31 protein-coding genes are annotated in these 25,186 nt (G+C 61.0%); 10 read left to right on the forward strand and 21 right to left on the reverse strand.

Going from position 1 to position 25,186, the window contains the following annotated elements:
- Positions 1-137: 137 nt before the first annotated feature.
- From BACI9J_RS09230 to BACI9J_RS09260, 7 genes are all read right to left on the reverse strand, one after another.
- On the reverse strand, positions 138-632 hold the full coding sequence (locus BACI9J_RS09230; protein ID WP_159734105.1) for a hypothetical protein: 495 nt from the start codon (positions 630-632) through the stop codon (positions 138-140).
- Positions 629-1,027 carry a RusA family crossover junction endodeoxyribonuclease gene (locus tag BACI9J_RS09235; protein ID WP_159734106.1) on the reverse strand — a complete coding sequence of 133 codons (399 nt, stop codon included), beginning with the start codon at positions 1,025-1,027 and terminating at the stop codon, positions 629-631. Before BACI9J_RS09235 ends, BACI9J_RS09230 begins: the two co-directional genes overlap by 4 nt.
- A gap of 165 nt (positions 1,028-1,192) precedes the next feature.
- Positions 1,193-1,735 carry a single-stranded DNA-binding protein gene (locus BACI9J_RS09240; protein ID WP_159734107.1) on the reverse strand — a complete coding sequence of 181 codons (543 nt, stop codon included), beginning with the start codon at positions 1,733-1,735 and terminating at the stop codon, positions 1,193-1,195.
- A gap of 2 nt (positions 1,736-1,737) precedes the next feature.
- Complete coding sequence (gene nrdH, locus BACI9J_RS09245; protein ID WP_159734108.1) at positions 1,738-1,977, reverse strand: glutaredoxin-like protein NrdH; 240 nt, start codon at positions 1,975-1,977, stop codon at positions 1,738-1,740.
- Positions 1,971-3,203 (reverse strand): AAA family ATPase, encoded by a 1,233-nt coding sequence (locus BACI9J_RS09250; RefSeq protein ID WP_159734109.1) that lies wholly within the window; start codon positions 3,201-3,203, stop codon positions 1,971-1,973. Before BACI9J_RS09250 ends, nrdH begins: the two co-directional genes overlap by 7 nt.
- On the reverse strand, positions 3,200-4,039 hold the full coding sequence (locus BACI9J_RS09255) for a hypothetical protein (protein WP_159734110.1): 840 nt from the start codon (positions 4,037-4,039) through the stop codon (positions 3,200-3,202). The genes BACI9J_RS09250 and BACI9J_RS09255 overlap by 4 nt, the downstream gene beginning before the upstream one ends.
- A complete protein-coding gene (locus tag BACI9J_RS09260) occupies positions 4,029-4,328 on the reverse strand; it encodes a hypothetical protein (RefSeq protein ID WP_159734111.1) in 300 nt (99 codons plus the stop codon). The genes BACI9J_RS09255 and BACI9J_RS09260 overlap by 11 nt, the downstream gene beginning before the upstream one ends.
- A 102-nt stretch (positions 4,329-4,430) precedes the next feature.
- Here BACI9J_RS09260 and BACI9J_RS09265 point away from each other — a divergent pair, with 102 nt between their 5' ends.
- Positions 4,431-5,075, forward strand: coding sequence for a hypothetical protein (locus BACI9J_RS09265; protein ID WP_159734112.1), 645 nt, complete (start codon positions 4,431-4,433; stop codon positions 5,073-5,075).
- Between the two features lie 49 nt (positions 5,076-5,124).
- Here BACI9J_RS09265 and BACI9J_RS09270 read toward each other — a convergent pair whose 3' ends face one another.
- The 9 genes from BACI9J_RS09270 to BACI9J_RS09310 form a co-directional block, all read right to left on the reverse strand.
- Entirely contained in the window at positions 5,125-6,648 is a 1,524-nt protein-coding gene (locus BACI9J_RS09270) for a DNA cytosine methyltransferase (RefSeq protein WP_159734113.1), read from the reverse strand.
- Entirely contained in the window at positions 6,645-6,920 is a 276-nt protein-coding gene (locus tag BACI9J_RS09275) for a hypothetical protein (RefSeq protein ID WP_159734114.1), read from the reverse strand. Before BACI9J_RS09275 ends, BACI9J_RS09270 begins: the two co-directional genes overlap by 4 nt.
- Before the next feature lie 358 nt (positions 6,921-7,278).
- On the reverse strand, positions 7,279-7,635 hold the full coding sequence (locus BACI9J_RS09280; RefSeq protein WP_159734115.1) for a hypothetical protein: 357 nt from the start codon (positions 7,633-7,635) through the stop codon (positions 7,279-7,281).
- Positions 7,632-8,192, reverse strand: a complete 561-nt coding sequence (locus BACI9J_RS09285; RefSeq protein ID WP_159734116.1) for a hypothetical protein — start codon at positions 8,190-8,192, stop codon at positions 7,632-7,634. The genes BACI9J_RS09280 and BACI9J_RS09285 overlap by 4 nt, the downstream gene beginning before the upstream one ends.
- Entirely contained in the window at positions 8,185-8,793 is a 609-nt protein-coding gene (locus tag BACI9J_RS09290) for an ERF family protein (RefSeq protein ID WP_159734117.1), read from the reverse strand. The genes BACI9J_RS09285 and BACI9J_RS09290 overlap by 8 nt, the downstream gene beginning before the upstream one ends.
- The gene (locus tag BACI9J_RS09295; RefSeq protein ID WP_159734118.1) at positions 8,790-8,975 is read right to left on the reverse strand and encodes a hypothetical protein; all 186 of its coding nucleotides are present in this window, start codon (positions 8,973-8,975) and stop codon (positions 8,790-8,792) included. Before BACI9J_RS09295 ends, BACI9J_RS09290 begins: the two co-directional genes overlap by 4 nt.
- A gap of 160 nt (positions 8,976-9,135) precedes the next feature.
- A complete protein-coding gene (locus BACI9J_RS09300) occupies positions 9,136-9,279 on the reverse strand; it encodes a hypothetical protein (protein WP_159734119.1) in 144 nt (47 codons plus the stop codon).
- Entirely contained in the window at positions 9,276-10,085 is an 810-nt protein-coding gene (locus BACI9J_RS09305; RefSeq protein WP_236558616.1) for a BRO family protein, read from the reverse strand. The genes BACI9J_RS09300 and BACI9J_RS09305 overlap by 4 nt, the downstream gene beginning before the upstream one ends.
- A gap of 174 nt (positions 10,086-10,259) precedes the next feature.
- The gene (locus BACI9J_RS09310) at positions 10,260-10,535 is read right to left on the reverse strand and encodes a helix-turn-helix transcriptional regulator (RefSeq protein ID WP_159734121.1); all 276 of its coding nucleotides are present in this window, start codon (positions 10,533-10,535) and stop codon (positions 10,260-10,262) included.
- Positions 10,536-10,787: 252 nt separating this feature from the next.
- On the opposite strand from BACI9J_RS09310, the gene BACI9J_RS09315 reads away from it, so the two are divergent.
- The 3 genes from BACI9J_RS09315 to BACI9J_RS09325 all read left to right on the forward strand — a co-directional run bounded on the left by BACI9J_RS09315 (position 10,788) and on the right by BACI9J_RS09325 (position 12,931).
- Positions 10,788-11,387, forward strand: a complete 600-nt coding sequence (locus BACI9J_RS09315) for a hypothetical protein (RefSeq protein ID WP_159734122.1) — start codon at positions 10,788-10,790, stop codon at positions 11,385-11,387.
- A gap of 33 nt (positions 11,388-11,420) precedes the next feature.
- Positions 11,421-12,449, forward strand: a complete 1,029-nt coding sequence (locus tag BACI9J_RS09320; RefSeq protein ID WP_159734123.1) for a DUF3800 domain-containing protein — start codon at positions 11,421-11,423, stop codon at positions 12,447-12,449.
- 119 nt (positions 12,450-12,568) lie between these two features.
- Positions 12,569-12,931: an ImmA/IrrE family metallo-endopeptidase gene (locus BACI9J_RS09325; RefSeq protein WP_236558617.1), complete on the forward strand. Its 363-nt coding sequence runs from the start codon at positions 12,569-12,571 to the stop codon at positions 12,929-12,931.
- A 20-nt stretch (positions 12,932-12,951) separates the two neighbouring features.
- Here the strand turns inward: BACI9J_RS09325 and BACI9J_RS09330 are convergent, their stop codons facing one another.
- Complete coding sequence (locus BACI9J_RS09330; protein ID WP_236558625.1) at positions 12,952-14,328, reverse strand: recombinase family protein; 1,377 nt, start codon at positions 14,326-14,328, stop codon at positions 12,952-12,954.
- Between BACI9J_RS09330 and BACI9J_RS09335 the strand changes: the two genes are divergently transcribed.
- From BACI9J_RS09335 to holA, 3 genes are all read left to right on the forward strand, one after another.
- Entirely contained in the window at positions 14,277-15,191 is a 915-nt protein-coding gene (locus tag BACI9J_RS09335) for a ComEC/Rec2 family competence protein (protein ID WP_268891934.1), read from the forward strand. The two genes, BACI9J_RS09330 and BACI9J_RS09335, sit on opposite strands and share 52 nt — an antisense overlap.
- Before the next feature lie 61 nt (positions 15,192-15,252).
- Positions 15,253-17,076 (forward strand): peptidoglycan D,D-transpeptidase FtsI family protein, encoded by a 1,824-nt coding sequence (locus tag BACI9J_RS09340; RefSeq protein ID WP_236558629.1) that lies wholly within the window; start codon positions 15,253-15,255, stop codon positions 17,074-17,076.
- A 160-nt stretch (positions 17,077-17,236) separates the two neighbouring features.
- The gene (gene holA / locus BACI9J_RS09345) at positions 17,237-18,253 is read left to right on the forward strand and encodes a DNA polymerase III subunit delta (RefSeq protein WP_159734126.1); all 1,017 of its coding nucleotides are present in this window, start codon (positions 17,237-17,239) and stop codon (positions 18,251-18,253) included.
- Between the two features lie 105 nt (positions 18,254-18,358).
- On the opposite strand, the gene rpsT is transcribed toward holA, so the two are convergent.
- A complete protein-coding gene (gene rpsT / locus BACI9J_RS09350; RefSeq protein WP_011774926.1) occupies positions 18,359-18,619 on the reverse strand; it encodes a 30S ribosomal protein S20 in 261 nt (86 codons plus the stop codon).
- A gap of 178 nt (positions 18,620-18,797) precedes the next feature.
- The gene (locus BACI9J_RS09355; protein WP_159734127.1) at positions 18,798-19,340 is read right to left on the reverse strand and encodes a type II toxin-antitoxin system PemK/MazF family toxin; all 543 of its coding nucleotides are present in this window, start codon (positions 19,338-19,340) and stop codon (positions 18,798-18,800) included.
- A 159-nt stretch (positions 19,341-19,499) separates the two neighbouring features.
- Here BACI9J_RS09355 and lepA point away from each other — a divergent pair, with 159 nt between their 5' ends.
- Together lepA and hemW are read left to right on the forward strand one after the other, a co-directional pair.
- Positions 19,500-21,353, forward strand: a complete 1,854-nt coding sequence (gene lepA, locus BACI9J_RS09360) for a translation elongation factor 4 (RefSeq protein WP_011774924.1) — start codon at positions 19,500-19,502, stop codon at positions 21,351-21,353.
- Complete coding sequence (gene hemW / locus BACI9J_RS09365) at positions 21,354-22,583, forward strand: radical SAM family heme chaperone HemW (RefSeq protein WP_159734128.1); 1,230 nt, start codon at positions 21,354-21,356, stop codon at positions 22,581-22,583. It abuts the gene before it with no gap.
- 5 nt (positions 22,584-22,588) lie between these two features.
- Here hemW and BACI9J_RS09370 read toward each other — a convergent pair whose 3' ends face one another.
- Positions 22,589-23,002 carry a DUF4870 domain-containing protein gene (locus BACI9J_RS09370; RefSeq protein ID WP_159734129.1) on the reverse strand — a complete coding sequence of 138 codons (414 nt, stop codon included), beginning with the start codon at positions 23,000-23,002 and terminating at the stop codon, positions 22,589-22,591.
- Between the two features lie 123 nt (positions 23,003-23,125).
- Complete coding sequence (locus BACI9J_RS09375) at positions 23,126-23,977, reverse strand: DUF3097 domain-containing protein (RefSeq protein WP_159734130.1); 852 nt, start codon at positions 23,975-23,977, stop codon at positions 23,126-23,128.
- Between the two features lie 192 nt (positions 23,978-24,169).
- Between BACI9J_RS09375 and hrcA the strand changes: the two genes are divergently transcribed.
- Positions 24,170-25,177 carry a heat-inducible transcriptional repressor HrcA gene (hrcA, locus tag BACI9J_RS09380; RefSeq protein WP_159734131.1) on the forward strand — a complete coding sequence of 336 codons (1,008 nt, stop codon included), beginning with the start codon at positions 24,170-24,172 and terminating at the stop codon, positions 25,175-25,177.
- Positions 25,178-25,186 lie beyond the last annotated feature (9 nt).

Raw genomic sequence — 25,186 nt, forward strand, 5'->3', positions numbered from 1 at the left:
GGCGCGTGAAGCTTCTGCCCGTATCAGGGCCACTCGCTCCTCGTCGGCCTCTTGCCGGCGCTCTTGGAAGTGGCAGCCGCAGGCGCGTCCCTTAGCGCAGCGGTACGGGGTCCAGCAGCAGGACCGTTTGCAGTTCTTCACTTGGCCTGCCCTCCATCCTTGGCCGGCCTGCGTCCTCGCATGAGTGGCGGCAGGAAGCCCAGCTTTCGGCACTCTGTGACCGTGAGCTGCCGGCGGCATCCACTGCACTCCCAGGTCGGCTGCTCCGAGTTACTTGCGACGCCCCGGTACTCTCGGCATTCATGCTCGGCCACGTAGTTCAGGATGATCGTTCCGTTGGCCAGGCTCGCCCTGTACTCGATGCGGTCCTTGGCAGGGATCTTGTAGCGCTTGTTCGGCTGGCCCACGCAGTAGAGACGCCGGGTCTGGCCGTCCGGGAAACTAACCGCGAAGAGCTCTGCCATCAGACGGATGTCCCTGAACTCAGGGTGGTAGTAATTCAACGTCTCGATGCCCACGGTGATGTGCGCACCGCTCCATCTCACGTCAGTGCCACTTTGCAATGATCCGCTCTCGACAGCTTTGGAGATGATCTGCATAGCTTCATAGGTTGTCGGCTTGGGGATGCTCACAGGTCAGCTCCTGATTGGTTGATGGTGACCAAGACCCCGGGGGTGCCGTGATAGGTCTTCGCTGCGGTGATGTTCACAACCCGGGCATCGTCAGTGATGACGCCTCGAAGCTGCTTGGTGGTGGACAGGGAGTCCATGACAGCGCGGATGAGCTTGTCCAAGTCGGGCTTGACCGCGGGGAGCGGCCAGCGGGGGCGCTGTGGCGGGGCGAGCTGGAACACGAGGCTGACGGTGATCGGGCCGTCGAGCGGTTCGCCTGTGTGCTTTGCCATGGTCGCTGCGCGGATCTTCAGGCGCCATTCCCGCAGTTTCGGGGTGACTCCGACGATGCGGCCTCGGTAGTTGTTCACTGAGCCCTGGGGGACAGGCGTGCCGGGAATGAAAGTGTGAATCACTGGGCACCTCCCTCGCTGGGGCCGGCCAGCGCGTAGTCGACTCTGGTCGTGGGAGCTGCCATTAGCGCCGCTGCGTGGGCGAACAGGTCCAAGAACGAGTGCATCCACTTGCTATCAGTGAGAGTGACTGGCTGTTTGCAGATCCTGCACTTGCCTTCGAGTGGCTTAGAAAGGTGGCTCACTTTCACCACCTCCGAATCCTCCCTGTGGAGCGGTGCCCCAGCTGCTGCTGTCGCTGGTGCTGGGAGTTGCCCACTGGTCTTGCTGTGCGGGCTGGTTGCCCCAGTTGTTGCCGGTGTTTGTGGTGCCGCCAAAGCCTCCAGCGCCCTGGCCGCCACCGTTGCGTGATGTGCGGGTTACCTTCGCGGTCGCGCTCCTGAGCGAGGCGCCGATTTCGTCCACTTCCAGCTCGATCACTGTGCGCTTCTCGGCCTGCTTGGTTTCATAGCTACGGGACTTCAGCCGGCCTTCCACGATGACGCGCATGCCCTTGGTGAGGGACTCGGCCACGTTCTCGGCCATTTCCCGCCACACCGAGGCCCGGAGGAATAGGGTTTCTCCGTCCTTCCACTCATTGGACTGCCGGTCGAACGTCCGGGGAGTAGAAGCGATGGTGAAGTTAGCCACCGCGGATCCGCTCGGGGTGAAGCGCAGCTCGGGATCGTTCGTGAGATTGCCGATGATCGTGATTGTTGTTTCGCCTGCCATGTTCAGGCCGCCTTTCGTTCTGATTTGAGTTCCTCGAGGAGGTCCGGCCGGAAGCCGTACCAGTGCCGTTCATCCACCTTGACCACTGGCGCGCCCATGTAGCCGAGTGCCTTGACTGCCTCCAATGCGGCCAGGTCCTGGCTGATGTCAACGGTTTTGAACGTGAAGCCTTCGCGTTCCAACCAGTCCTTGGTCAGGGTGCACTGGACACATGAGGGCTTCGAATAGACGGTGACTACCAAGTGACTGCCTCTTTCTGTGGTTGGTCCCAGCCGTAGTACTTGCGCCGGGTTTCGGGGTGGATGTTGTCTGCGGTCCACGGGAACGGGCCGCCGCGCTCCAGACGTTTAGGCCAGTCCGTTTGCTGGTTACGGTCACCGCGCCAGCGCTGGATAGTCGCGCCAGTGGTGCCGTCAGCCTCGGGGGCGAGCCCAAAGCCGAACTCCGGCCAGCCCATGAACGCAGCTGAGCCACGAGGGGACAGGTCGCGGGCCTGCTGGCCGTTTCCCTTGGGGGAGTGGCCCTCCATGACCATCACCAAGCCGCGGTCCCGCAACGAGTCCAGCGCGGTGATGAGCGGGGCCGCGTCGTCGTCGTTGTTGATGCCGTTCGGGACCATCTTGTAGATCGGGCCGATGAACAGGACGTCGGGCCGGTTCTTGTCCACCAGGCGGTGGATGGCACCCAGCGCGGCGTCCTTGGTGATGTCGATCCGGCCTGTGCAGGCAAGGTCGATGTTGGACGGGTCGTTGCTGCCGTAATGGCAGGCCTTGGCTGCCATGCCACGTACTTCGCGCCGCCACTGGCCCTCAGTGTTCTCAACGTCGACCACCTGCACCCGTAGCGGGTCGATGTGGTCAAGGCTGACTGGGTTGATGCCGGCGGCGAACTGGACAGCCATCTGGCGGATCCATGTGGACTTACCGAAGCCCTCGAACCCGGTGATGATCATCCGGTCACCGCGTTCGAACAGTCCCGGCACCAGCCAGTCGTGGTCTTCCTCGGTGGCAAGAACCTCGCCCAGCTTCTTCGAGTCGATGCCCTGTCCGGGGGTGTTGTCCCGGATGCCCTGCAGGTCCTCCATCGCGTCACTGAGCGCCTTGGCCGGTGGCAGCCCTTCAGCGGTGGCCTGCTGGATGAGCCGTTGCCCGGCAGACCGGAGCGCCCGCTTCACGGACGCCTCCCGGACCTGCTTGGCGTAGAACTCCACCGTGTGAGCCGAAGACGTGCCTTCCATCCAGGCGAACACTTCCGTGATCTGCAGGGCCTGCTGCCCGCGAGCTCTCAACTTCAGGTACACAGACCCTGGCTCGATGGGCTCCGACGTCGGATGCATCTCCTGCATGGCCGCGAACGCCTCGCCCAGTACGTGCGACTGAAAGTCCAGCGGGTTCACGATCTCAGTGGCGAAGCGGACAGCATCCCGGGACAGGAGGCAGGCGCCGATGACGTAGTGCTCTGGTGTCATTGGTTCGCCCACCCATACTGCGACGGGACGGCCCCTGTGGATGCCACCGGCTTTGCCTTGCTGAGCCACATCCGGAAGGATGCATCCCAGTCGCGCTGGCGCCGGTCGTTGGCCTGGGCGTGAAGCTTGAACCTCTCAGCCTCTCCTGAGAAGTCGAGGCTCCGAGACGCTGCGTAGCTCCTGTGCGCGTCGTTCGGTTGCCAGGTGGCAGGGAGTGGACGCTCCGGCTTCTTACGTTCCCCCTGCACCCCCTCACCGCTAGGTGAGGTAGTTGTAGTAGTAGCTGTAGATGTAGGCAACCCTTGGGCTTGGGCGTCGTTTACCCTAAACAGCGGGGTAACTTCAGGGGTAAGCCCTTGGGTAAAGGCTGAAATGTCGGTGCCCGTTCCCTTGACCAGTGACATGACCTTGGGTTGCCTAAACGCTGCCCACTCCGGAAATTCAGCATTGAGGCGCTGCAGTTCGAAGGTGATCACTTCCCGGATGCGCTTGGAAGCCACATCCGCGTAGGAGTTCACCATCGAGATGGAGAGTTTTGGCTGCTTGAGAAGCCCGTCATGGCGCAGGAATGACCTGATCAGGATCTCTTCTGTCTCGTCATCGATGAGTACGAAACGGCTTGCCTGAAGCCCTTCCGCTGCCGCCCGAATGGATTGCGGCGTCATATCCCTGGTCATTGCTGCCAGGCGCGCCGGCCTCCAATCGGCTACGCCTACATAGCTGAGCCTGGGGTGAGTCATCAGTAGCCAGTACAGATGCTGTTCGATGATGGTTAGGCCCCGCCAGTCCTCGTCTGTATGGATCGCGGTGTTGATGTTCGCCCTGTCACGCGCCAACGTATTCCACCTCCCCAGCGACCCAGCGGGCCTCGAACTCTTCGAGAGTCAGCCGTGGGGTGTGCTGCCAGTGCTCGATGAGCTCCCAGGATGCATAACGCTGGGCGCGATGGGCTGAGCCAGTGAAGAGGTCCAGCCCATCAATGTGCAATGACCGACCTAGCCTGTTCACCAGCACGCCGCCGGTGGCCTCCAGAGCCTGGTCGTAGGCGTGCTTGATGTAGCCGTCGTAGGCGTCACGCATTTCTTTCCAGCGCTCGGCCGCGTGTGTGAATATTGCGCTTGCCATCAGCGCTTCACCTCAGAGGTGCCCCGCAGGCCTGAGGCTTCAATGTCCCCCATGCTGCACTGCAAGGCATAGCCCACGGTGACAGTGAAATAGGATGTGCTGGTGAATAGTGACGAGATTTGGCTGCTCCAACTGTGGAGCGGCGTATTTGGTGCGGCAATCAGTGCCGTCCTCGCAGCCGGGGTGGCCATTCTCGTCGTGACTCTGACAAACAAGCACCAAACAACGCTGTCCCAAAAAGCAATCGACGAGCAGCGGAGGCTCGCCGAGGTTGCTTTGGAGGAACAGAAAAGGCAGTTTGAGCTGACGCTTAAGCGGCAGAGCGAAGAAGCCCGGCAGGACCGACTACGACTGGCCGTCCATGATGCCGTGGCGGCAGCCGATGATGTAGCAATTGAGTATGACAAGGGCCTTGACGCCATCGATGCCATATTGCAGAGAATGCGATCAGCCGTGTTTCGTTGGAGTACCGAGGTTTCCGACCGCAATGCGGTGAAAGAGGTCATGCGCTGGCCGCACCACACTGCCAATTTGGCCATTGCCGCCGCGAAGAGTCTCACGCCTGACGGGCCGCGTAATACGCCAGAGTTCGAACGGCTGATCTTTTCCACTGAAACATTCATCTCGCTGTTTTCGGCCATTCCTCGCCAGGGCGACGCGGAGACAATCCGGGGCATGAAACTGCTAGCACAGGCTCGTAAACATCCCGACGCGCTGGCCGCCGCTTTCGAGGCGAGGGGTAAGTAGGCTGGCCCAGATGCAGGGGATGGTGCCGTTGCTGCTGGGGTGGGCCGGCTCATGCTGCCACGCCCAGGGATTCAGCGCCGATCATGATCAGGTCACGGGCCGCCGGAGGAGTGACCGCATTGCCGGACTGCTTGACCTGCTCCCGCTTGTTCCCGGTCATGACGTACTCCCTGGGAAACGCCATGCCCGCCATGATTTCGTGGGGTTCCAGCATCCGGAACGTGCAGTCCTCAACCTTGGGCGGCTGCACTCCCATCAGCGCATGGTGGTTGCCGCTGGCAGCGAAGGTGTCCAGCGGGTCATAAACGTCCTTTGGAGCGTTCTGCCCGCGCAGCGTGACCATCGCGTAACGGTCCACGGTGGTCAGCGTGCCGATGGGCTTGTCCATGCCCTGGGGTTTGCTTGAACCGTAGTAGGGCATCAGCAGCGACTGGTGGCCCGCAGTTGTCAGGGTCCGCATGGTCTCCTGGACCGGTGTGGTCATCTCTGCCCCACCGGTGTTGTTCCGCATCAGGTACGCCTCGGGATAGCCCAGCAAGCCCGTTTCGTTCCGCGTGGTCTGGGTGCGCATCGCCTGGGCGATCTCCTGAGCTTCCTTTCCGTGACGACCTCCAACCGGAACCAGCAGCCCGCGAGTGTAAGAGGTGGTCTGCGTGCGGAACGCTTCGCGGTCGACGTCGGACAGGATGGGAGCACCGCGGACTGCATCCACGGCCAGCCGAGCTCCGCCGAAGCGGTCAAGGCCTGCCTGAATCCGGGCCATGGTTTTCGGGGACAGCGGCTTGTCGCGATCCCCGATCCTTTGGCCCTTCAGGGTCCAGTCGATGGCGTCAGCAGCAGGCAGCCAGCCGGGCTCAACGATGGCGTTCTTGCATGAGGTGTGCGGGCAGCGGAAGTTGTACTGCGCACGGTAGCGCCCCCAACGTTCGGCCTTCTTGAAGACTTGCAGAGCATCAACCAGGCCATGCTCAGGGCAGACGGCCTTTGGTCGGAGGCGGTCGAAGTTTGGTCGCTGGTTGCCCTTCTTCCAGAACACCACGTACATGCGATCCCGGGACTGGGGAGCAGGGAGCCCTCCGAGCTGGGCGTGCATGCTGTTCATGTAGACGATGTGGTGCTCGTAGCCGAGAGCGTGCATGCATCCGAGCCACTGGTCGAAGAACAACCAGCGGGCGGCGTCCACGACGTTCTCAGTGAAGATCAGCTTGTAGTCGTGCTCTTCGGCGTAGCGGACAACATCCCACATGGTGGCGCGGGACCTATCAGCGGCCTCGTCAATCTGCTCGCCAAAAAGGGCGCCCTGATGGGTGACTCGCTTCTTGCCCTTGGCCACTGAGTGGTTGGTGCATGAAGGCGACGCCCACAGGATGTCAGTGGTGAATATCTTGCGGGGGTCGTATTGGCTGATGTCCTTTTCGATGTGCAGGGCGTCGGGGTGGTTGGTGTTGTGGGTTTCGATGGCGCGGGCCCAGTGGTTCATGGCAATGGCTACTTCGATGCCTGGGACCATGGTTGCGCCGGTGGATGAGCCGCCGGCGCCGCAGAACATGTCGGTGATGGTGAGTTGAGTCATGATGTTGGCCTCCAGTAGGCGCGGTGGGGTGCTCGGATGGCAGGGGCTTCTATGACGACGACGTGCCCTGAGCCGCCTGATCCGGGGATCTTGGCTGCTTCGGTGATGTAGCCGCGGGGCTGGCCGTCGATCTTCACTCGATGGCGCTGAGCGACAGCAGGCAGGTCAGCGAGGGCGAGCTGCAGCAGCTCGTCGTTCGTGGCGCCTGATGCCTCGTTGTTGACGATGGGCCAGATGGCCCTGAATGTCTGGGTCTCGGTCGTTGCGGTCACCGTGCCACCTCCAGCGCGGTACGGGAACCGTCGACCTCAAGTCGCCATCGGAACCCAGACCAGTCCTCCAGAGGTGTCATGTCCGGGTGTTCCCCAATGCCCAATCGGAACCCTCGTCCTGCTGCCTCGATGGGGTGCGCCTCAACGTGACCGTGGCACCGGGTTGTACCAGTGCCACACATCAAGACCAGGTTCGCTGGGCCGTTGACCCATGCTTGCTTGGTGCCTCCCATCCCGCGTGATCTGCGGTGCTGAAGCGAGTACCAGCCGCTGCTGGTGTCCACGTGGCAGCCGCACCACTGGCATGTGGACTGGTCCCGCTTGATGACCGTCTGGCGGACCTTGGGTGTTGGGCCGCTCATTCGCCTCGCCCCGCGACTTGGTACATGGCGCGGACACTGGCTCCGATGGACTGGTACGCGCGCAGCTCCGATTCCAGAGCCTTGGCCAGCCGGTCGGCGTAGCGGTAGGCAGCGTCGGCTACGTCCCGGGCGCCCCGGGTCTCAGCTGTTGCGAGGTCGGCGGCGTAGCGCTTCTCATGAGCCGCGCCCTTGTGCTCCATGTAGGCCGCTGCGTAGGCCAGATCATGATTCCGGTCAGCGGTCGTGAAGGTGATGTATCGGTCATTGCAAACGCTGGCGGACTTGGCGATCCGCTCACTGATCTCACGGATGCGTTGCTCGATGGCAACGGGGTTCAGTACGTCGTTACTCATGGTCGCCCGCCGATTTGTGGCAAGTTCGGGTCAAGCTGCAGCGGGATCCCGCCGTCACGCCACGCCTGGACGAGGGACAAGCCCTTGTCCTTGGCCGTGTAGGTGATGGTGAACTTCGTGGGGTCGCCCGGCAGGCGGTGTTCGATGCCTTCCACCAGCTCGCCCTCATCGGTCACGAAGGAATCGCCTGCCAGCTTGCAGTCAGCGGCGATGTGCTCCACGGCGGACGGCCTAACCCGCACCTCGGTCCAGCCCTCAACGGGCGGGTGCTCCACGGTCTCGATGAGGTCCGGGCGATACTCGCGGCACCAGTCCAGGAGCGCACCGTGATCCGTGACCACAGACTCGGCTTTGGCCTCGGTCAGGGTGATCTGGGCAACCTTGTCGCCATCCGGGTTGAACACGCTGAAGGACTTGTTACCGGTTTCCTTGTACTGGGCAACGAGGTCCTTCAGGGCAGCCTCGCGGCCGATCTTGTTGGCATCCACGATCACGGAGGTCATCGCGTTCATGACCGCCGTGCGCAGGGTCTTCTCTTTGAAAGTCAGCTCAGGCATTGGCGAGTACCCCTTCGATGGGTGTTGCTTCTTGGATGGAGGCCTCTACAGCGCCCATGTAGTGATCAGGGGCTCCGGCGTGCTTGGCCGTGTGCCGTAGGGCGGTCAGGCGCTCCAGATTGCCCTTGGCGTTTACCAAGGCGGCAGCCCAGTCGGTTCCTTGCTGCTGCGGCTGCGGGCGCTGAGCCCGCTCATAGGTGTCGGCGTCCGGGTCGGAGTCATCCGTGGGCAGAGTGAAGACCTGCAGCAGGCAGGTTCGATACGCCACTGACATAGCTTTGGCTGTCGCTTTGTCGCCCAGGTCGAACGATTCAGCCGGGACCTGAGCCACGAACTGGTCACCCTCAGGCCCGATGAACGTGTAGTCCACGATCAGCACTGGTGCCGTGGCTACCTTCCCTCCAGACAGCTGCTTGGAAGCGTCACGATGCTCCACCTTGGACGGGAACACCATCACGCCGTGCTTAGACATGGCAGCCGAGACGGCGTTGACCACTGCATCCACGCCACGGAAGTTGAAGTTCTGCTGCGTGTTGCGGCCATCCTTACGGACGGCACCGACGTCCTCGCGAACCTTGACGATTGCTTCGTGAACCTTCACAGCTCTCCCTTCCGCCAGGCATCGGCGTCGTCAGTTGCGCGCTGATCCTTAGCGTCCGCAACCGCGTCATGGTCGATGCCCTCGGATTGCTCGAGGAGCCGGTCATGGTTACGTGCCGGGATGATGGCGAGACCGGCGAAGATCGCCCCGACAAACACCACGAGGAACGGGCCGTTCAGCATGGGTCACCTGCCCACCCGAGGGCCGTCGAGACAGCGAGGTCAAATGAACCAGGTAAAGAGGTTTGCGCCTTGCCTGTCGCGGGGTTGATTCGGTCGGCAAACCAGCTGACGCCCGACCGAACAACGCGCGGCTTCACGGTCAGCGACTGGTCCCGGAGTCTCACGTGGTCACCAACCGGCCGAAGGTGCGGCGGATAACCTGCGCCTGGGTTGAACTAAGCGGGGGATACCCGGCCTGCTTGATGCTGGCAGCCGCCCGATTCACGAGCTCCTGCTCCTTTGGGGTGAATGGGCACGTCTTCATGCTGTGAGTTCCTTCGTGCTGGCGGTGTACAGGCGGGTGATGGCCGAAGCCCCGGCTGGGGTGATCTTGAGGGTGTGCATGACCTCGCCCCCACGGAACCGGGGAGCCTCATGGTTGAGCACGGGCTGGAAATAGGCCTTCTTCTCCGCGTAGGCGGAGTACCGATTGCGCTTGACCTTCCGGCCATGGGTGTTAGACCAGCGCTCATCTGACTGGCAGTACATCCACTTCTTCGCAGTCAGGTATTGGCGTAGCTCCTGCTCTCCGACGTCGAGGCTCGCTGCTACGGTGCGGAAGCTCAGCAGGTCATGCTCGGCAACAAACTGGTCTACGTAGGTGACTTTCGGGGCCGCTGCTTCGAGCTGCTGGGCTTGCGCGTGTAATTGGAAGTCCTTCTCCGCCATCGTTGCCTGCGCTTCGAGGAGCGCTGCTGCGAGGAGCTCCTTACCAGTCAGGGCCGGTGCCGTTCCATAACTTCCTGTCTTGCGAAGCGTCGGCAAGACTTCGTGTGTTACCCAGCGCTGGAAGGACTTTATTTGTTCTTGCATGGATGAACTAGCCACATATCCGGCCTGGCGCTGCATGATGACTGTGTACAGGCCAGGCTCGGAGATAACGGTCGCCTCTTGTGCGCCCCCTGGGGTGCTCACCATCTGCGCCCCCTTGTCATCACGGTCAATGACGCGGCTCATATCGCTGGCTTTGCGGTATCCCAAGACGGATGAAACGTCAGATGCGACAAACCATGGTTCCCCGTCAACCATCAAGGTCCGGACATGTTGGCCGTTGAAGTCGAAATTCCTCACGGCGGTCATGCGGCCACCGCCAGAACGATTCCATCGGGGACTGCTTGCGTGGAGCACAGGCGGTCGGCTCCGGTCACGGGGCCGCTAGGAGGGGTTGGTCGGCTGCGTATAGTTGCCATTGAGATTTGCTTTCTTGTCGAGGTCCTCTCCTGGTGCATCAGGAGGGGACCTTTTTCATATCTGAATCAGTGCTCTGCGACGGGTGGAGCCTGCCGCGTTTGTCATTCGATGCGCGCGAGAGTCCTCTTTTCGGATGAAGAGTTCGTCCAGGTCCCGTTTGAGCCACTTGCAGATTTGGGCCGCCAGGTCTTCCGAGCACTGCTTCATGGTGCCGGTCTCCAGTGCGGAAATTGCGGCCTGACTGCACTGGCAAAGGATGGCCAGCTGGCGCTGATTGAACCCCTCGCGTATGCGTCGCTCTTTCAGCTTTTCGCGGTTGATGGGTTGCATGTACACCTCCCCTCTGAGTCGCTGTTTTGGTCGACGGTAGGCGCTGGGCGCCGGCCTTACTGTTCCCTGTCGCAAGTACATGTCTACTCCTCTGATTTGATTTTGACAAGTAGAGCTTGCCTCAATTCTCACCCACTTGTCAACACGCCGCCGCCGGATGCACTGGGGGATAAGGAGAGTAGGCGGTTTACTTGTATCTGAATCTCATACCCAGACTTCAACAAGTAGTACAACTGCCGCAAGGATTGAGCCATGGAAAGCACTGAACTCTCGCTGCGTCAGATCGCCCAGATGGCCTCTGACAACAACGGAGGCGCTAAGGGCCGTGAACTGGACCGGATCGCTAAGAGCAAGGGCCTGACGCTCTCCTACACGACAGTCAACAAGATCATCGCCGGCACCTACACTTCCCGCCCAGGCATCAAGACAGTTGAAGCCCTGGCGACGCTCGCAGGGGTGCCAGCGGCCGAAGCGTACAAAGCCGCAGGCATCGAAGCTCCCCAAGCATCGCTTGCGGAACAACTGCCGCCGGACGCGGACACTCTGACGCCAGACCAGCGTCGCGTAGTGATCGACCTGACCCGTGTGTTCATCAAGCAGAACCGGCTGGTTCACGAACTACGGCAGGAGGTGGTGGGCAATGCAGATCATCCCGCCCCCATGAATCGAGCAGGGGAGAGCCCTGCGAAACGACACCTCAAGCCTGTGGAAGTTGAGGACGGCACCGTGCCGCTCCCGGACAACTGGCAAGACATGGCGGCCTACAAGGGTCCAACCAGCCACCGCGACCGTGAACGCCAGTGGTCTGAACGCGGCGAAGAATCACAGGAAGCTGAGAATGGCAACGAATAGGGGAGAGGGAACTCTATTTAGGACTTCAACAATATGACTAATGGTTGGCCGGACGGGTGGGGTGATCCGCCACCACCTGTAGAGTGGTTCTCCGCTCAGAATGAGGACTGGCTAGCGCCGCCGGCACCCGCCCCGCTTCCGAGTCGAACGCCGCTCTGGGCTTACATCGACGAGACCGGCGACCGGGGAAGCGTGACAGTGGCCAATTCCAGCCCCATCTATGGGATGGCCTGCGTCCTGGTCGATCAACCCGCCGCCAGTCGGCTGCAAGCCGCTGTTGCTCGCCTCCGCAAAGACTTCGGCGTCCCGGACGATCGGGACATGTCATGGAAAAAGGACCTCAAAAGCCACTCGCGTCGAAAGCATGCGGCGGCAGTCCTCGGGGCAGTCCCTGGCGTGACAGTCCTGTTTGTCTACTACCGCAAGGACCGCATCACTCAAGGCACCTACCATACGGATCAGCAGCGTGCCTACGACTACCTTGCCCACAAGATGCACAAGGCCATTCTTTGGGCCACCCAATTCAGCGGGTACTTCAGCGTGGCTATACGCTTCGGGCACGTACGTCACCACGACCACAACAAGACCAAGACTTACCTTGAGGGACATCGAGACACCAAAGCCGCCCAAGCCCTCGTTCAGAGGGAGCTGAAGTGGGTGGCCTCCAAGGACCACAGTGAGTCTCAGGCCGCAGACCTTTACGGTGGCTTCCTCAAATCTGCTATCTGGGAAGACGAATACGGCTCATTCGAGGGAAGCTACATAAAAACGATTTGGCACCAGATTCGACAAGCACACCTGTGCGGCAATTCGTACAGCCCGCACTGCGCCATCCCCTTGGGCATCATGTCCATGCCGGAGAGCTACCTGGTCACACAGCACGACTGGTTTCCGTGTGGTGCCTGCAAACACAAAAAAATAACACCCTTGGTGCCTCTGGGAGCGGATCCACTTAAGGAGAGAGGTGGCAGCACCTCGCGCGTTTTTCCCAGTAGGCGCCAAAGGCGTCATTTCATGTCCAGTATCGCACGGCCGGCAGACAGAAAGCCACACCCAGGTTAGGTTCTGAAAACGCCTGGCCTTTGCTTGACGTTACCAGCCATTTTCGCGACATAAATGGGATGCCGGGCACACATTAAGGTGTGTTTCATCCCTGGGAAACTCTTCAGACTCTAGCCAATGTGACGCTTTCGTGGATAGTCATGCCCGACGGCGCCCCTGGCCGCACCAACGGCCGTGACATGATCTGGTTGGACCGAGCCCTCAACCAGGTCGAGCGCCGCTGCACGCTCACGCACGAGCTGGTCCACATCGAGCGCGGCCACACAAGCTGCCAACCGACCGCCGTGGAAAAGGCAGTTCGGGTGGAAACGGCCCGGCGCCTAATCTGTCTAGACGACCTGGCTAAACAACTCGCCTGGTCCAGATCCCTCACCGAACTCGCGGAGGAACTCTGGGTCACCGAGGGAGTGCTGCTGGACAGGCTCACGTCCCTTACGTCAGCAGAATGGGCCACCCTCAAGACTGTCGAAACACAGACCTGAGACTGCCATGCCCCAACAGCCTAAGGCAGCCAAGTGATTTCAATAAGCGACGGGTCGAAAGTCGAGTGCCCTCGTCCTGCCCGGAGGATCCGCACTTTCATCATGGAGCGTACAACCTCGCGCTGTTCCATGAGTTCAAGGCCATCCCACCCGGCGACGATGCATTCCGCATCAAGGGTGGCGGTTTTTGGTTTTGAGGCTGACGCGAGGGCCTGCCGTTTGGACTGCAGCTGATTAAGGATGGAGGTTTCCACGCGTGCAAGACCCTGGGGTGTGAGGGACCCATCGGCGGCCTGCTGGTAGAAGCCGTTCAAGCGTGCCTCCAAGGCACTGATCTCATCAAGCATGGGAGAAGTATCTTCGCCAGCGACGGCAGCGGCCGTGTCCATCACTGACTTCTCTTGGAGCTTTTGCAGCAAGACGTGAGCAACGTAAGCGTCCGTCTTCTCAACGTTCCTCGACGCGCAGTAATTGACCCGGCACTGGTACTGGTCTTTGCCACGGGTGTGCCGCCGAACCATCGAACCATCGCAGACGCCGCAGGTCGCTATGCCGGTGAGTAGTTGCGCCGGTGCGCTGCCTCGCTGCTTGGACCTCGACGGGTCACCAAGAATGCCCTGTAACGCGTGGAACGTCTCACGATCGATCACGGGCTCCCAAGCGGCATCGCCAATGATCTTCCCTTGATAGACCCGGTATCCAGCGAGAGTAGGTGACTTTAGAAGTTCCGTAAGCCTGGCCGGCGCCCAAGCTTGAGTCTGGCTCATGAGGCCGCGGGATTTGAGATCTTGAGCGATCTTTCGCATGGACTCACCAGCGAGCACGCGCTTTGCTGCCTCACGAACAACAGGCGCCTCTTCGGGGTGCGGGTACTGCCTGATCAGCACGCCTGTGCTGTTGTCGTACTCGCGGGCATAGCCGTAGGGGATCTTTCCATGCGGCTTGCCAGTCGCTGCGGTCTGGCGCATCGCTCGCATGATTCGCTCACGGGTCTGGTCTGACTCTCGCTCACTAATGAGTGCGTCCAGGCCTGTGCTGAACGCGTCATCTGGGCGGGTGAGATCGTAGAGCTTGCCCGAGTAGGACCATTGAACGCCAGCGGCTCGGCACACCGCCCGGAGCGCTACGTACACTTCAAGGTCACGCGTTGCTCTTGACGCTTCCCACGTCACTACAACGTCGAACTTCTTCGCTGCAATATCGACCATGAGCTGATCGAAGTGAGGACGATTCTTCTTGGCGAATCGGGATGCGGAGCGATCGTTGTCCGTGTAAATGGCGGAGGCTTGCCATCCTCGGCGCTCCACCTCGGCCCGGCACTCCTGCTCTTGGGACGTTACGGAGCGTGCATTTGCAGTACGGTCAACAGACACGCGAGTGTAGATGGCAGCCTTCACCTGATAACACTAACATTCGGGACTTCACTCATCTGACTGCGGTCAGCGGCGCTAATTGTAGTTTGGTGCTGGGAGGCTTCATTCTGTTGGCGAGATGCCTCAGGTTGACCCGCCCGCTCGCAGGAGCTTTTGCTGCATGCGGCCTCATGGCTTTTGTTGTCCTGGCAGGTCCGGATCCGAGCGTTCTACGGGCTGCCGTCATGGGGACCGTAGGGCTGGCCGCATTGGCCGGAGGACTGCGGGGTCGGTCCCTGACCTTCCTCTGCCTGGCCACCATTATTCTGTTGCTGCTGGATCCGGGTATGGCGGCGAACGTCGGGTTTCTCCTGTCGGTTCTGGCAACTTTGGGCATAGTACTACTGGCCACCCGCATTGCATCCTGGATTCCTTCCATGGTGCCGCGCTGGCTTGCCGCCGGAGTGGCGGTGCCACTGTCCGCCCAATTACTGTGCGGCCCCGTCATCGTGGCCCTCCAACCCCAGTTCACTCCGTACGCGCTGATCGCCAACGTGGTGGCTGGTCCGTTGATAGCACCGATAACGATCTTCGGAACCATTGCGGTCCCGATTGCCGCCGTTTTTCCGTGGTTGGCGGGGGTCCCTGTCTCTGTAGCCGGCGCCTGCGCGGGAGGGGTGGCAGGCTTAGCCAGGTTCTTCGCCCATCTGCCGGGGGCGGCCCTGCCGTGGGCAGAGGGACCAGCCGGTATCACGTCCATGGTGGCCTTTTCGATGATGACGGTACTCCTCGTCTGGGGATCGCTTCATCCGGTGCGGGTGTGGACAGTCATCGTTGGGCTGCATAGGGTCCTGGTGAGGCTCCTCGGTCGGCGGCCTGCGCCTCGGCGACGGCAATTCCCCCATTAATCTCCGCATCCAGTAGGCTGCGAGGGTACTTGTCAGGCTTGGGAAATGCGCACCTTCAGTCATGGCTCATCAGAATGTTGAGGATGGGACTTCAGCTGTGCGCACTCCAACACCTTTGGACCCATGCCAAAGCGACGCTGGCCGCGGTACATCCCGGCTGCGTATTGGCTTGGGAATAATGCTGGCCTTCCTCTTGGTCCTTGCTTGTCGGGTGGTAATTGTCCAGGGCTTCGATCCGACCGGGCTTGCCAATGCCGCCAATGATCTGCGTACTCAGTCGTCCGTGTTGGGTGCTTCGCGCGGAAAGATCGTGGATGCCTCAGGGGTTGTGCTGGCCGAGAGCATCATCCGCTACGACATCGTAGGTTCTCCCCGAGAGAACAACGGCGCTGAGACCTTCCCGCGGCTTGGTTCTGATGGAACCATTGGTGATGTTGCCCGTGATGATGGGTTGAGCGAGCTGGCCCAGGCGCTTGGGCGCTCGGTGGAGGACATGAAAACTGCTCTCACGGGCGATGGCCAGTTCGTTTATCTGGCCCGTTCTGTTTCCCCGGCAGTTGAGTCCATCATTGCCGAATTGCGGATTCCCGGGGTTACCTCCCGTCCGGTCCCGCATCGGACGTATCCGCTCGGTTCGGTTGGGGGCAGCATCGTCGGCTATGTCAATGAAGAAGGCGGAGCTGCGGGCATCGAGCAAACCCTCGACCACAAGCTCATGGGTGTCGACGGTGAACGGATCTTCCAGATTGGCGCTGACGGGATCATCATCCCCACGGCCGCGAACCGGATTACTCCGCCAACGGACGGAGAAACGGTGAAGTTGTCCATCGATAGTTATCTACAGTTTTACTCGCAGAATGCGATCGAGAAGCAGGTGCAGGACCAAAGCGCCGAGTACGGGAACGTCATTGTGGTGGAGGCCAAGACCGGCAAGATTCGCGCGATGGCCGAGACAGGAACCGTGGATCCTAATGCCCCGGGGGCGACGCGACCCGAGGACCGCGGCGCAAGATCTGTTACAGCGGCCATTGAGCCCGGATCGACCGAGAAGGCCATCACAGCCGCTGCCGCCATCGAAGAAGGCAAGATCGACCCCTTGTCGCAGCTGCTGGTTCCGCCCACATACACCGTGAATGGGCAGAAGTTCCAGGATTCCTTTGTTCATGGTGAACAGCAACGCACCTTCGCGGGGATCATCGGTGACTCGATGAACACCGGCACTGTGATGGTCGGTGAGAAGCTCACTCGTGAACAGCGCTACGAGTATCTCCGGAAGTTCGGCATCGGCCAGAAGACAGGCATTGCACTACCTGGCGAGTCCGCAGGGCTGTTGGCTCAACCGGATGAGTGGGACTCCCGGCAGGAATTTTCCGTGCTCTTTGGGCAGGGCCTATCGCAGACGCCGCTGCAAACTGCCATGGCGTTCCAGGCCATTGCCAATGGCGGCGTGCGGTTGCAGCCACAGTTGATTGAGTCCGTGGTGGACAACGACGGCGTTGAGCATGTTACTGAAGCCGCGGCCGGCACAGCGGTCATCAGCCCGGAAACAGCCAAGCAAGTGCGGGACATCCTCGAAAGTGTGGTTACTGCCGGCGGCGCCAAAGACGTGAGCGTCCCCGGATACCGTATTGGCGGTAAGACCGGCACAGCCGAAGCGGTTGCCGACGACGGGACCGGATTTGACGGCTACACGGCGTCCTTTGTAGGGATGGCGCCCATGGAAGACCCCCGTTACATAGTGATGGTCAATGTGCAGCGCCCGAAGGGCAACATCTACGGCGTCACCCAGGCCGGCGTGTTCAACGACGTCATGGCTCAGGTGCTCACCAAGTACCAGGTGCCGGCAACGATGACGTCATCTGTCAGCCTGGCGCAGAAGTACTAGAAGAACTGGTCAGCTACTAGAAGAACTGGTCGGCGGGAAGGTCACTCGAATGCGTTAGTGATGCCGCGGGACCTTTGGCCTCGATCCCCGTCGAGCAAGGGGCCACCATTAAACGTGGCAAACTTGAAGTCTCCAAAGTAACGTCCGGAAGGAACCACCAGTGGCTGCTGCCCAAAACACCCGGGCCAAGAGCGTCGCGGCGAACACCATCACCTGGCGCGATGCGGCGCCTGCCGCCGTGGTCCTGATCATGGGCCCGGAAGAATATCTGGGCATCCGCGCCATGGATGGCATCCGAACCCAGGTGCGGAGCACCACCCCTGACGTCGAGCTCAGCCGGCTGAACGCGGGCTCCTACGAGGCCGGCTCCCTGGCGATGGCCGTGACGCCTTCCCTGTTCGGCGAGCAAAAACTCATTGAGGTTGAGGGTCTGGAGTCCATGAACGATGCCTTCCTGGCGGACGGATTGGCCTACCTCCAGCATCCCGACCAGGACGTTGTCCTCGTCCTGCGCCATGCCGGGGGAGTACGTGGCAAGAAGCTGCTCGACGCCGTGAAGTCCGCCGGCTGGCCCGTCATTGATTGCCAACCGCTGAAGAAGGACTCTGACAAGACGGCATTTGTGGTCTCCGAGTTCAGGGCCGGCGGGCGCCGCATTGAAGGGGAGGCCGTGCAGGCGTTGGTGAACGCCGTAGGTGCTAATCTTTCGGAACTCGCAGCTGCGTGCAGTCAACTGATCGCCGATGCCACCACAGCTGTCACCGCTGACACCGTGGAACGTTACTACGGTGGCCGGGTTGAAGCCACGGCTTTCAAGGTGGCCGATGCCGCCATGGCCGGCAACGGACCGGTGGCACTGTCAACATTGCGGCACGCCCTGGCCACCGGCGTTGATCCGGTCCCCTTGGTAGCGGCTCTTGCTGCCAAACTGCGGACGTTGGCCAAAGTTGCCGGCGCCAATGGTTCACCGGCCACCATTGCCAAAAATCTTGGGATGCAGCCGTGGCTTGTAGAGCAGGCCCAGCGCGATGTTCGTCGCTGGACACCGGATGGTTTGATCCGCTCCATTCAGGTCATCGCAGAAGCGGATGCCCAAGTGAAGGGTGAGGCGCGTGACCCTGTCTACGCAGTGGAGCACGCGGTAACGGTGATAGCCACCTCGGCCAGTCGCCGCTGAAGCGAGTAAGCGAGTAAGGCTATCCCGCAAACTCCCGCTTAAACCCAAAGGCCGGCGCCCAATGGGCGCCGGCCTTTTGATCAGCTCAGTCGAACTGGAAAAACCTTAGAGTGCGTTGACCTTCTTGGAGATCGCCGACTTGCGGTTTGCAGCGTTGTTCTTGTGAATAACGCCCTTGCTGACAGCCTTGTCCAGCTTGCGGCTGGCAGCAACAAGTGCAGTTCCAGCAGCATCCTTGTCGGCAGACTCAACGGCGGTGTTGACGGCGCGGATGGCCGTCTTCAGCTCAGACTTGACGGCGTTGTTACGCAGGCGAGCCTTCTCGTTGGTGAGGATGCGCTTCTTCTGGGACTTGATATTAGCCACGTATGAACTCTCTTTTTAATGCGGAAATGGTCTAGAGGGTTTTCAGGTTGGCCATCGACTGAGCGGCGTGGGGATGCCTATGGCAGCCAACCATGAGTGGCCGTCGACCTGCACGGACACACAGCTATAAAGGATAGCAGAAAGTCCGGGCTCACGCAGAACTGTGCGCATGGGACTGCTACTGCCGGGCTTGGAGTGCCCTGGCTACTTCCTGGAACTGCGACTTTCCCAGAACCGCACCCTCGCGACGGATTGCCGTGGGATCCAGGCGGATAACGCGGCTCACGTTTATTTCGCTGGGCCTGCCTTGCCGATCCCAGGCACCGGCACCAATATCAACGTACTCACCAGCCCTGTGGCCGTTGTCGTGGTCCTTCGAGGTGAGCATCAACCCCAAAAGCCACTGCCCATCCCGCCCTATCAGAAGCACTGGACGGTCCTTTCCCTGCGTGTGGTCTTCTTCGTAGGGAACCCAGCTCCACACGATCTCGCCGGGGTCCGGCTGGCCATCCGGCTTGGGGGAGTAATGGACGGAAGCCTTTCCCCGAAAGTCCCCCGGGTAGTAGCCGGGTTGACGCCCGACGGCGGTGCGCCGGGTTCGCGCTGTGGAGGCGCCTTTGGCGGACGCTCCGGTCGGCATGCCGGCTTTGGTGGTGCTGCCTCCGAGTGCCTTGAAGGATCGCAGCAGAAGTTTGCCCAAGGGGCGCAAGTCGAAAGCCATGTGACAACGCTACAGCCGGATGCTGCCAATGCCGGATGCGCAATGTACGGCGAAGCGCCGGTTCATGGGAGACTAGAGGATCAGATGCGCGGCGTGTTCCGGCTGGCCTATGCCCGGTTCCAGGAATCGCCGTGCGAGTGTCGACAGTAAGGATCCTGCGTGTCTCCCATGGCCCGCACCGCACCGGTGCCCGCCGCAACAGATCCGGCCATCATCCGGAACTTCTGCATCATTGCCCACATTGACCACGGTAAGTCCACCTTGGCCGACCGCATGCTGCAGTACACCGGCGTCGTTAAACAACGCGACATGAAGGCCCAGTATCTGGACCGCATGGATATCGAACGTGAGCGCGGCATCACCATCAAGTCCCAGGCTGTCCGTATGCCGTGGGAACTTGATGGCAACAGCTATGCACTGAACATGATCGATACCCCTGGCCACGTTGACTTCACGTATGAGGTTTCCCGCTCGCTCGCCGCCTGTGAAGGCGCAGTGCTGCTGGTGGATGCGGCCCAAGGCATTGAAGCCCAGACCCTTGCCAACTTGTATCTGGCGATGGAAAACAACCTCACCATCATTCCGGTGCTGAACAAGATCGACCTCCCGGCTGCCCAGCCCGAGAAGTACGCGGCAGAACTTGCCAACCTCATTGGCGGCGACCCCGAGGACGTCCTCAAGGTTTCGGGCAAGACCGGAGTTGGCGTGGAGGCGCTGCTGGACAAGATTGTCCGCGACCTCCCCGCGCCGGTTGGCGACCCGAACGCTCCGGCCCGCGCCATGATCTTTGACTCCGTCTATGACACCTACCGCGGCGTAGTGACCTACGTCCGTGTAGTGGACGGCATGCTTCACCCCCGCGAACGCATTCAGATGATGTCTACCCGCGCAACGCACGAGCTCTTGGAGATTGGTGTCAGCTCCCCGGAGCCCACACCGTCAAAGGGGCTTGGTGTCGGCGAAGTGGGCTACCTCATTACCGGCGTGAAGGATGTCCGCCAGTCCAAGGTTGGCGATACTGTCACCAACCTCGCCAAGCCGGCGTCGGAATCGCTGAGCGGCTACGCTGACGCAAAGCCGATGGTCTTCTCCGGTCTCTACCCGCTGGATGGCACGGATTACCCGGTACTCCGTGATGCCTTGGAAAAACTGATGCTCAACGATGCTGCGCTGGTCTATGAGCCCGAGACGTCCGCGGCACTGGGCTTTGGGTTCCGCGTAGGTTTCCTTGGTCTGCTTCACCTCGAGATCACGCGTGAGCGCCTTGAGCGTGAGTACAACCTTGACCTCATCTCCACAGCTCCCAACGTGGAGTACGAGGTAACCCTTGAGGACAAAAAGGTTATCCACGTCACCAACCCCAGTGAATACCCCACGGGCAAAATCTCCGAGGTTCGCGAGCCCATGGTTTCTGCAACCATCCTCGCGCCCAACGAGTTTGTTGGGTCCATCATGGAACTCTGCCAGAGCCGGCGAGGCCAGATGCGCGGCATGGATTACCTGTCCGAGGACCGGGTTGAGCTTCGCTACTGGATCCCGCTGGCCGAGATCGTATTCGACTTCTTCGACCTCCTGAAGTCCAAGACGCGTGGCTACGCTTCGCTGGACTGGAAGGCCGACGGCGAGCAGGTGGCCGACCTCGTGAAGGTTGACATCCTGCTGCAGGGTGAACAAGTGGATGCCTTCAGCGCCATCACCCACCGGGACAAGGCTTACGCCTATGGCGTGATGATGACCGGCAAGCTCCGGGAGCTTATTCCAAGGCAACAGTTCGAGGTGCCCATCCAGGCGGCTATCGGATCCCGCATCATTGCCCGCGAGAGCATCCGGGCCATCCGTAAGGACGTTCTTGCCAAGTGCTACGGCGGTGACATCACCCGTAAGCGCAAGCTGCTCGAGAAGCAGAAAGAAGGCAAGAAGCGTATGAAGATGGTGGGTCGCGTGGAGGTGCCCCAAGAGGCATTCATCGCAGCTCTGACCACCGATGAATCCAAGGACAAGGCCAAGAAGTAAATGCCCAGCGTCCTACCTCTGGGCGACCCGGCACCTGCGGACGGCATCTTGCCTCCGCAGGTGTTGGCCGGGGTCGAGCACCGCAAATTCGGGCTCTATGTCCACATTCCGTTTTGTGCCGTACGTTGTGGCTACTGCGATTTCAACACCTACACGGCGACGGAGCTTGGCGGGGGTGCCTCTCAGGACGCATACGCGTCTACGGCCGTCTCTGAGCTGGATTTCGCCGCAACGGCGCTGGATGCCTCGGGTTTGCCAAGACGTCCACTCAGTACTGTCTTCTTTGGTGGCGGTACGCCAACCCTCCTCCCGGCTGAAGACCTGGCGCGGATCCTGCGCGCCGCCGTCGATCATTGGGGACTTGAACCCGGCGCGGAGGTTACTACCGAGGCGAATCCGGATTCCGTAACTCCCGAGTCCCTCAAAGTTCTGGCGGATGCAGGCTTCACCAGGGTCTCTTTCGGCATGCAGTCCGCAGTCCCGCACGTTTTGAAGGTCCTGGACCGCACCCATACTCCCAGCCGTGTGCCCCTCGTTGTACAGTGGGCGCGTGAAGCCGGGCTCGCTGTCAGCTTGGACCTCATCTACGGCACGCCGGGGGAGTCCATGGCCGACTGGCAGTTGTCCCTTGAAACTGCACTCTCGTACCAGCCTGATCACATCAGTGCCTACGCATTGATCGTGGAGGACGGCACCAAACTGGCCGCCCAGATACGTCGCGGTGAGGTACCCGGCATTGATGACGACGACCACGCGTCCAAATACGAGCTGGCTGAGAAAATGATCTCCGAAGCGGGCCTGAACTGGTACGAGGTCAGCAACTGGTCAAGGACGCCCGAACAGGCGTGCCGGCACAACCTTGCCTATTGGCGTGGAGATGACTGGTGGGGCATTGGCCCCGGCGCCCATTCGCACGTGGGAGGTGTCAGGTGGTGGAACGTCAAGCACCCCACTGCATACGCCTCAAGGCTCGGGAGTGGAAGCTCGCCGGCCGCCGGACGGGAAACCCTGGACGCCGAAACCCGGGAAGTCGAGCGCATCATGCTTGAAGCCCGGCTGGGCACAGGATTGTCCGTAGATGCTTTGGATGGGATCGGACGCCACGCAATGGCCGGTCTCATTGCGGACCAACTGGTGGACCCGGTGCAGGCATTCAAGGGCCGGCTGGTTCTGACTCTGAAGGGCCGTCTTCTGGCTGACGCTGTGGTCCGAAGGATTTTGCCGGACTGACCCCGCTACTTCATCCAGCGAAGGTTGACCTTGTAGCGGTGGGGCTGACCGTGGTTTACCCGGATGCCCGCCGAGACTGAGAAGCACGTCAGTGCCACCCAGATAGCGGTGGCGATAACGGCGAAGATATTGCCCACTACGGGGAGCAGCACCAGGATGTTGGCCAGGACTGCGGCGATGGTGGGAGGCAGCGTAAAGTTCAGCGCTTCTTTTGATTCCTGCGCAGTGAACGGCCCGCGATCCCGGAAAATCAAATAGATCAAAAGGGACGGAAGGCATCCCAGGATGCCGCCGAAGTGGGCCAAAGTAGCCCATTGCCTGTCCTCGCTGGCCGTCAACGGCAGTGCATTGGCAGGCGCGCCATGGTACTGGGGCCGGCCTGCGGCGCTGCCCGGTTCTTCAGGAGCGTTATCTGCCACGGTGTCTTCCCTTTGCTGTAAACGATGCTGCGGTGTTGCTGTCCCAGAATACCGGCCTGAACGCCCTTCCCTGGACCAACGCCCCGTTGACACGGTAGTTGGTGTTGGCTGAGGCTCCCCGCGTCAAGGAACTGTGAGGAAATCAATGACTTCTTCGACGCGACCCAACAGTGATGCTTCGAGGTCGGCATAGGTGCGGACTGCACCCAAGAGCCGTTGCCAGCCCAAGCCTATGTCTTCAGCGGTCTCATGCGGCCAGCCGAAGGCGCTGAGGATCCCCGTCTTCCAGTCGGTCCCGCGGGGAACGGCAGGCCACGCCTCAATGCCCAGGACCTTGGGCCGGATGGCTTGCCAGACGTCCACGTAGGGATGGCCAACAATGAGGACGTTTCCTGCAGCCCCCGGCACTGTCATGGCATCGGCTGCGATCCTGGACTCTTTGGAGCCGGGGACGAGGTGGTCCACCAGGATGCCAAGCCTGCGACCAGAGCCCGGATTGAACTCTGCGATGGCGGATTTCAGGTCGTCAACGCCATGCAAAGGTTCAACCACGATGCCTTCCACCCGGAGATCGTCACCCCAGACCTTCTCCACGAGCTCGGCGTCGTGCTTTCCTTCCACCCAGATGCGGCTGGCCTTGGCTACCTGGGCGCGTTGACCCTTAACCCTCACGGAGCCTGAGGCCGTCCGGCCAGCCGGAACGGGGGATGTGGCGGAGCGCGGTGCAGGAGGCATCAACCGTATGGCCTGTCCTTCGAGGAGGAACCCGAATCCCAACTGGAAGGACTTGGTCTTTCCGCGGCGGTCCTCCAGGGAGACCACGTGCATGCCGCCGGATTTCTCAACGCGGGTGACTTCGCCCACCCAACCGGACTGGACGTCCTCGAGGACCATTCCCCGTTGCACAGCTACTTCCGGCAGTTGCTTTTTGGCTGGAGCTGACAGATCCTGCGGACCCCAATTGTTCAAAGCCAAGGAATTCCTACCTTTTGTGCTGGTTTATGGTTCGGGCCGAAGCTGCCCGCGGCAGGTTTCAATGCTAACAACGGGGTAGCTCATACTAGACTTGTTAGCACTTGGGCATGTTGAGTGCTAAATGTGGAGGTCCGATTGAGATCACGCGTTGACCGGTCGTAGGGACCATGGCAGTCGTCAGGAGGTGGAGCAATGAGTGAGCCGCGCAAGCTTGAGGTGCTGCGTGCCATCGTTGAAGATTACGTGCATTCCAGGGAGCCTGTCGGGTCCAAGGCCCTTGTGGAGCGGCACCATCTTGGCGTTTCCAGTGCCACCATCAGGAATGACATGGCTGTTCTGGAAGAGGAGGGCCTTATTGCTGCACCCCATACCAGCGCAGGCCGAATCCCCACAGACAAGGGCTACCGTCTGTTCGTTGACCGCATTTCGCAGGTCAAACCCCTGTCGGCAGCCGAACGCAGGGCCATCCACTCATTGCTCGAAGGCCCGGATGATATTGACGACATCCTGGAGCGTACTGTCAGGCTCCTTTCCCAGCTGACCAACCAGGTGGCTGTAGTACAGTACCCGCATTCCAATCGGGCGTTGGTTCGTCACGTGGAATTTGTCCTGCTCGCCCCCAAGCAGGTCCTTGTGGTCCTGATTGCGGACACAGGCAGCGTTGGGCAGAAGGTGATCGACGCCGGCACTGACGTGAGCAACGAGGCCTTGATGCTCTTGAGGTCCCGGTTCCTTGGCAACATTGCAGGCACCCAGCTGGCCCTTTTGCCGCAAGTGCTTCCTTCGGTAGTTGCACTGTGCCCTCCGGAGCTTCGGGGCCTTGCGCAGACGTTGGCCCAGGGGCTGCAGTCACTCAGCGACACCAGCCGCGAAGAGCGCATCCTGATGGCCGGAACCGCAAATCTGGCCCGCTCCAATGTGGACTTCCCCCTGAGCATCGGACCGGTGCTCGAGGCACTCGAGGAACAAGTTGTCATGCTCCGGTTGTTGTCTGACATGGGGGATGATCCCCGCGGCGTCACTGTGAGCATAGGCCGGGAGAATCCCTACGATGGTTTGGCGGAGGCGTCCGTCGTAGCAACCGGCTACGGCTCCGGTGCCAAAGTGGGAATTCTTGGCCCCACCCGTATGGACTATCCCACCACCATGGCGGCAGTTCGCGCCGTGGCCCGTTACCTTTCCCGCATTCTCGGCGGCTGAACACCGGTC

It is taken from the genome of Arthrobacter sp. 9V (assembly GCF_902506065.1).
In the GTDB taxonomy this organism is placed as follows: Bacteria; Actinomycetota; Actinomycetes; order Actinomycetales; family Micrococcaceae; genus Arthrobacter.

Coding starts and splice junctions, on each gene's coding strand:
- BACI9J_RS09240 (WP_159734107.1), bottom strand. CDS start 1,735: ATGGCAGGCGAAACAACAATCACGATCATCGGCAATCTCACGAACGAT.
- BACI9J_RS09250 (WP_159734109.1), bottom strand. CDS start 3,203: ATGACACCAGAGCACTACGTCATCGGCGCCTGCCTCCTGTCCCGGGAT.
- BACI9J_RS09260 (WP_159734111.1), bottom strand. CDS start 4,328: ATGGCAAGCGCAATATTCACACACGCGGCCGAGCGCTGGAAAGAAATG.
- BACI9J_RS09270 (WP_159734113.1), bottom strand. CDS start 6,648: ATGACTCAACTCACCATCACCGACATGTTCTGCGGCGCCGGCGGCTCA.
- BACI9J_RS09280 (WP_159734115.1), bottom strand. CDS start 7,635: ATGAGTAACGACGTACTGAACCCCGTTGCCATCGAGCAACGCATCCGT.
- BACI9J_RS09285 (WP_159734116.1), bottom strand. CDS start 8,192: ATGCCTGAGCTGACTTTCAAAGAGAAGACCCTGCGCACGGCGGTCATG.
- BACI9J_RS09295 (WP_159734118.1), bottom strand. CDS start 8,975: ATGCTGAACGGCCCGTTCCTCGTGGTGTTTGTCGGGGCGATCTTCGCC.
- BACI9J_RS09300 (WP_159734119.1), bottom strand. CDS start 9,279: ATGAAGACGTGCCCATTCACCCCAAAGGAGCAGGAGCTCGTGAATCGG.
- BACI9J_RS09310 (WP_159734121.1), bottom strand. CDS start 10,535: ATGCAACCCATCAACCGCGAAAAGCTGAAAGAGCGACGCATACGCGAG.
- BACI9J_RS09315 (WP_159734122.1), top strand. CDS start 10,788: ATGGAAAGCACTGAACTCTCGCTGCGTCAGATCGCCCAGATGGCCTCT.
- BACI9J_RS09320 (WP_159734123.1), top strand. CDS start 11,421: ATGACTAATGGTTGGCCGGACGGGTGGGGTGATCCGCCACCACCTGTA.
- BACI9J_RS09340 (WP_236558629.1), top strand. CDS start 15,253: ATGGCTCATCAGAATGTTGAGGATGGGACTTCAGCTGTGCGCACTCCA.
- BACI9J_RS09355 (WP_159734127.1), bottom strand. CDS start 19,340: ATGGCTTTCGACTTGCGCCCCTTGGGCAAACTTCTGCTGCGATCCTTC.
- hemW (WP_159734128.1), top strand. CDS start 21,354: ATGCCCAGCGTCCTACCTCTGGGCGACCCGGCACCTGCGGACGGCATC.
- hrcA (WP_159734131.1), top strand. CDS start 24,170: ATGAGTGAGCCGCGCAAGCTTGAGGTGCTGCGTGCCATCGTTGAAGAT.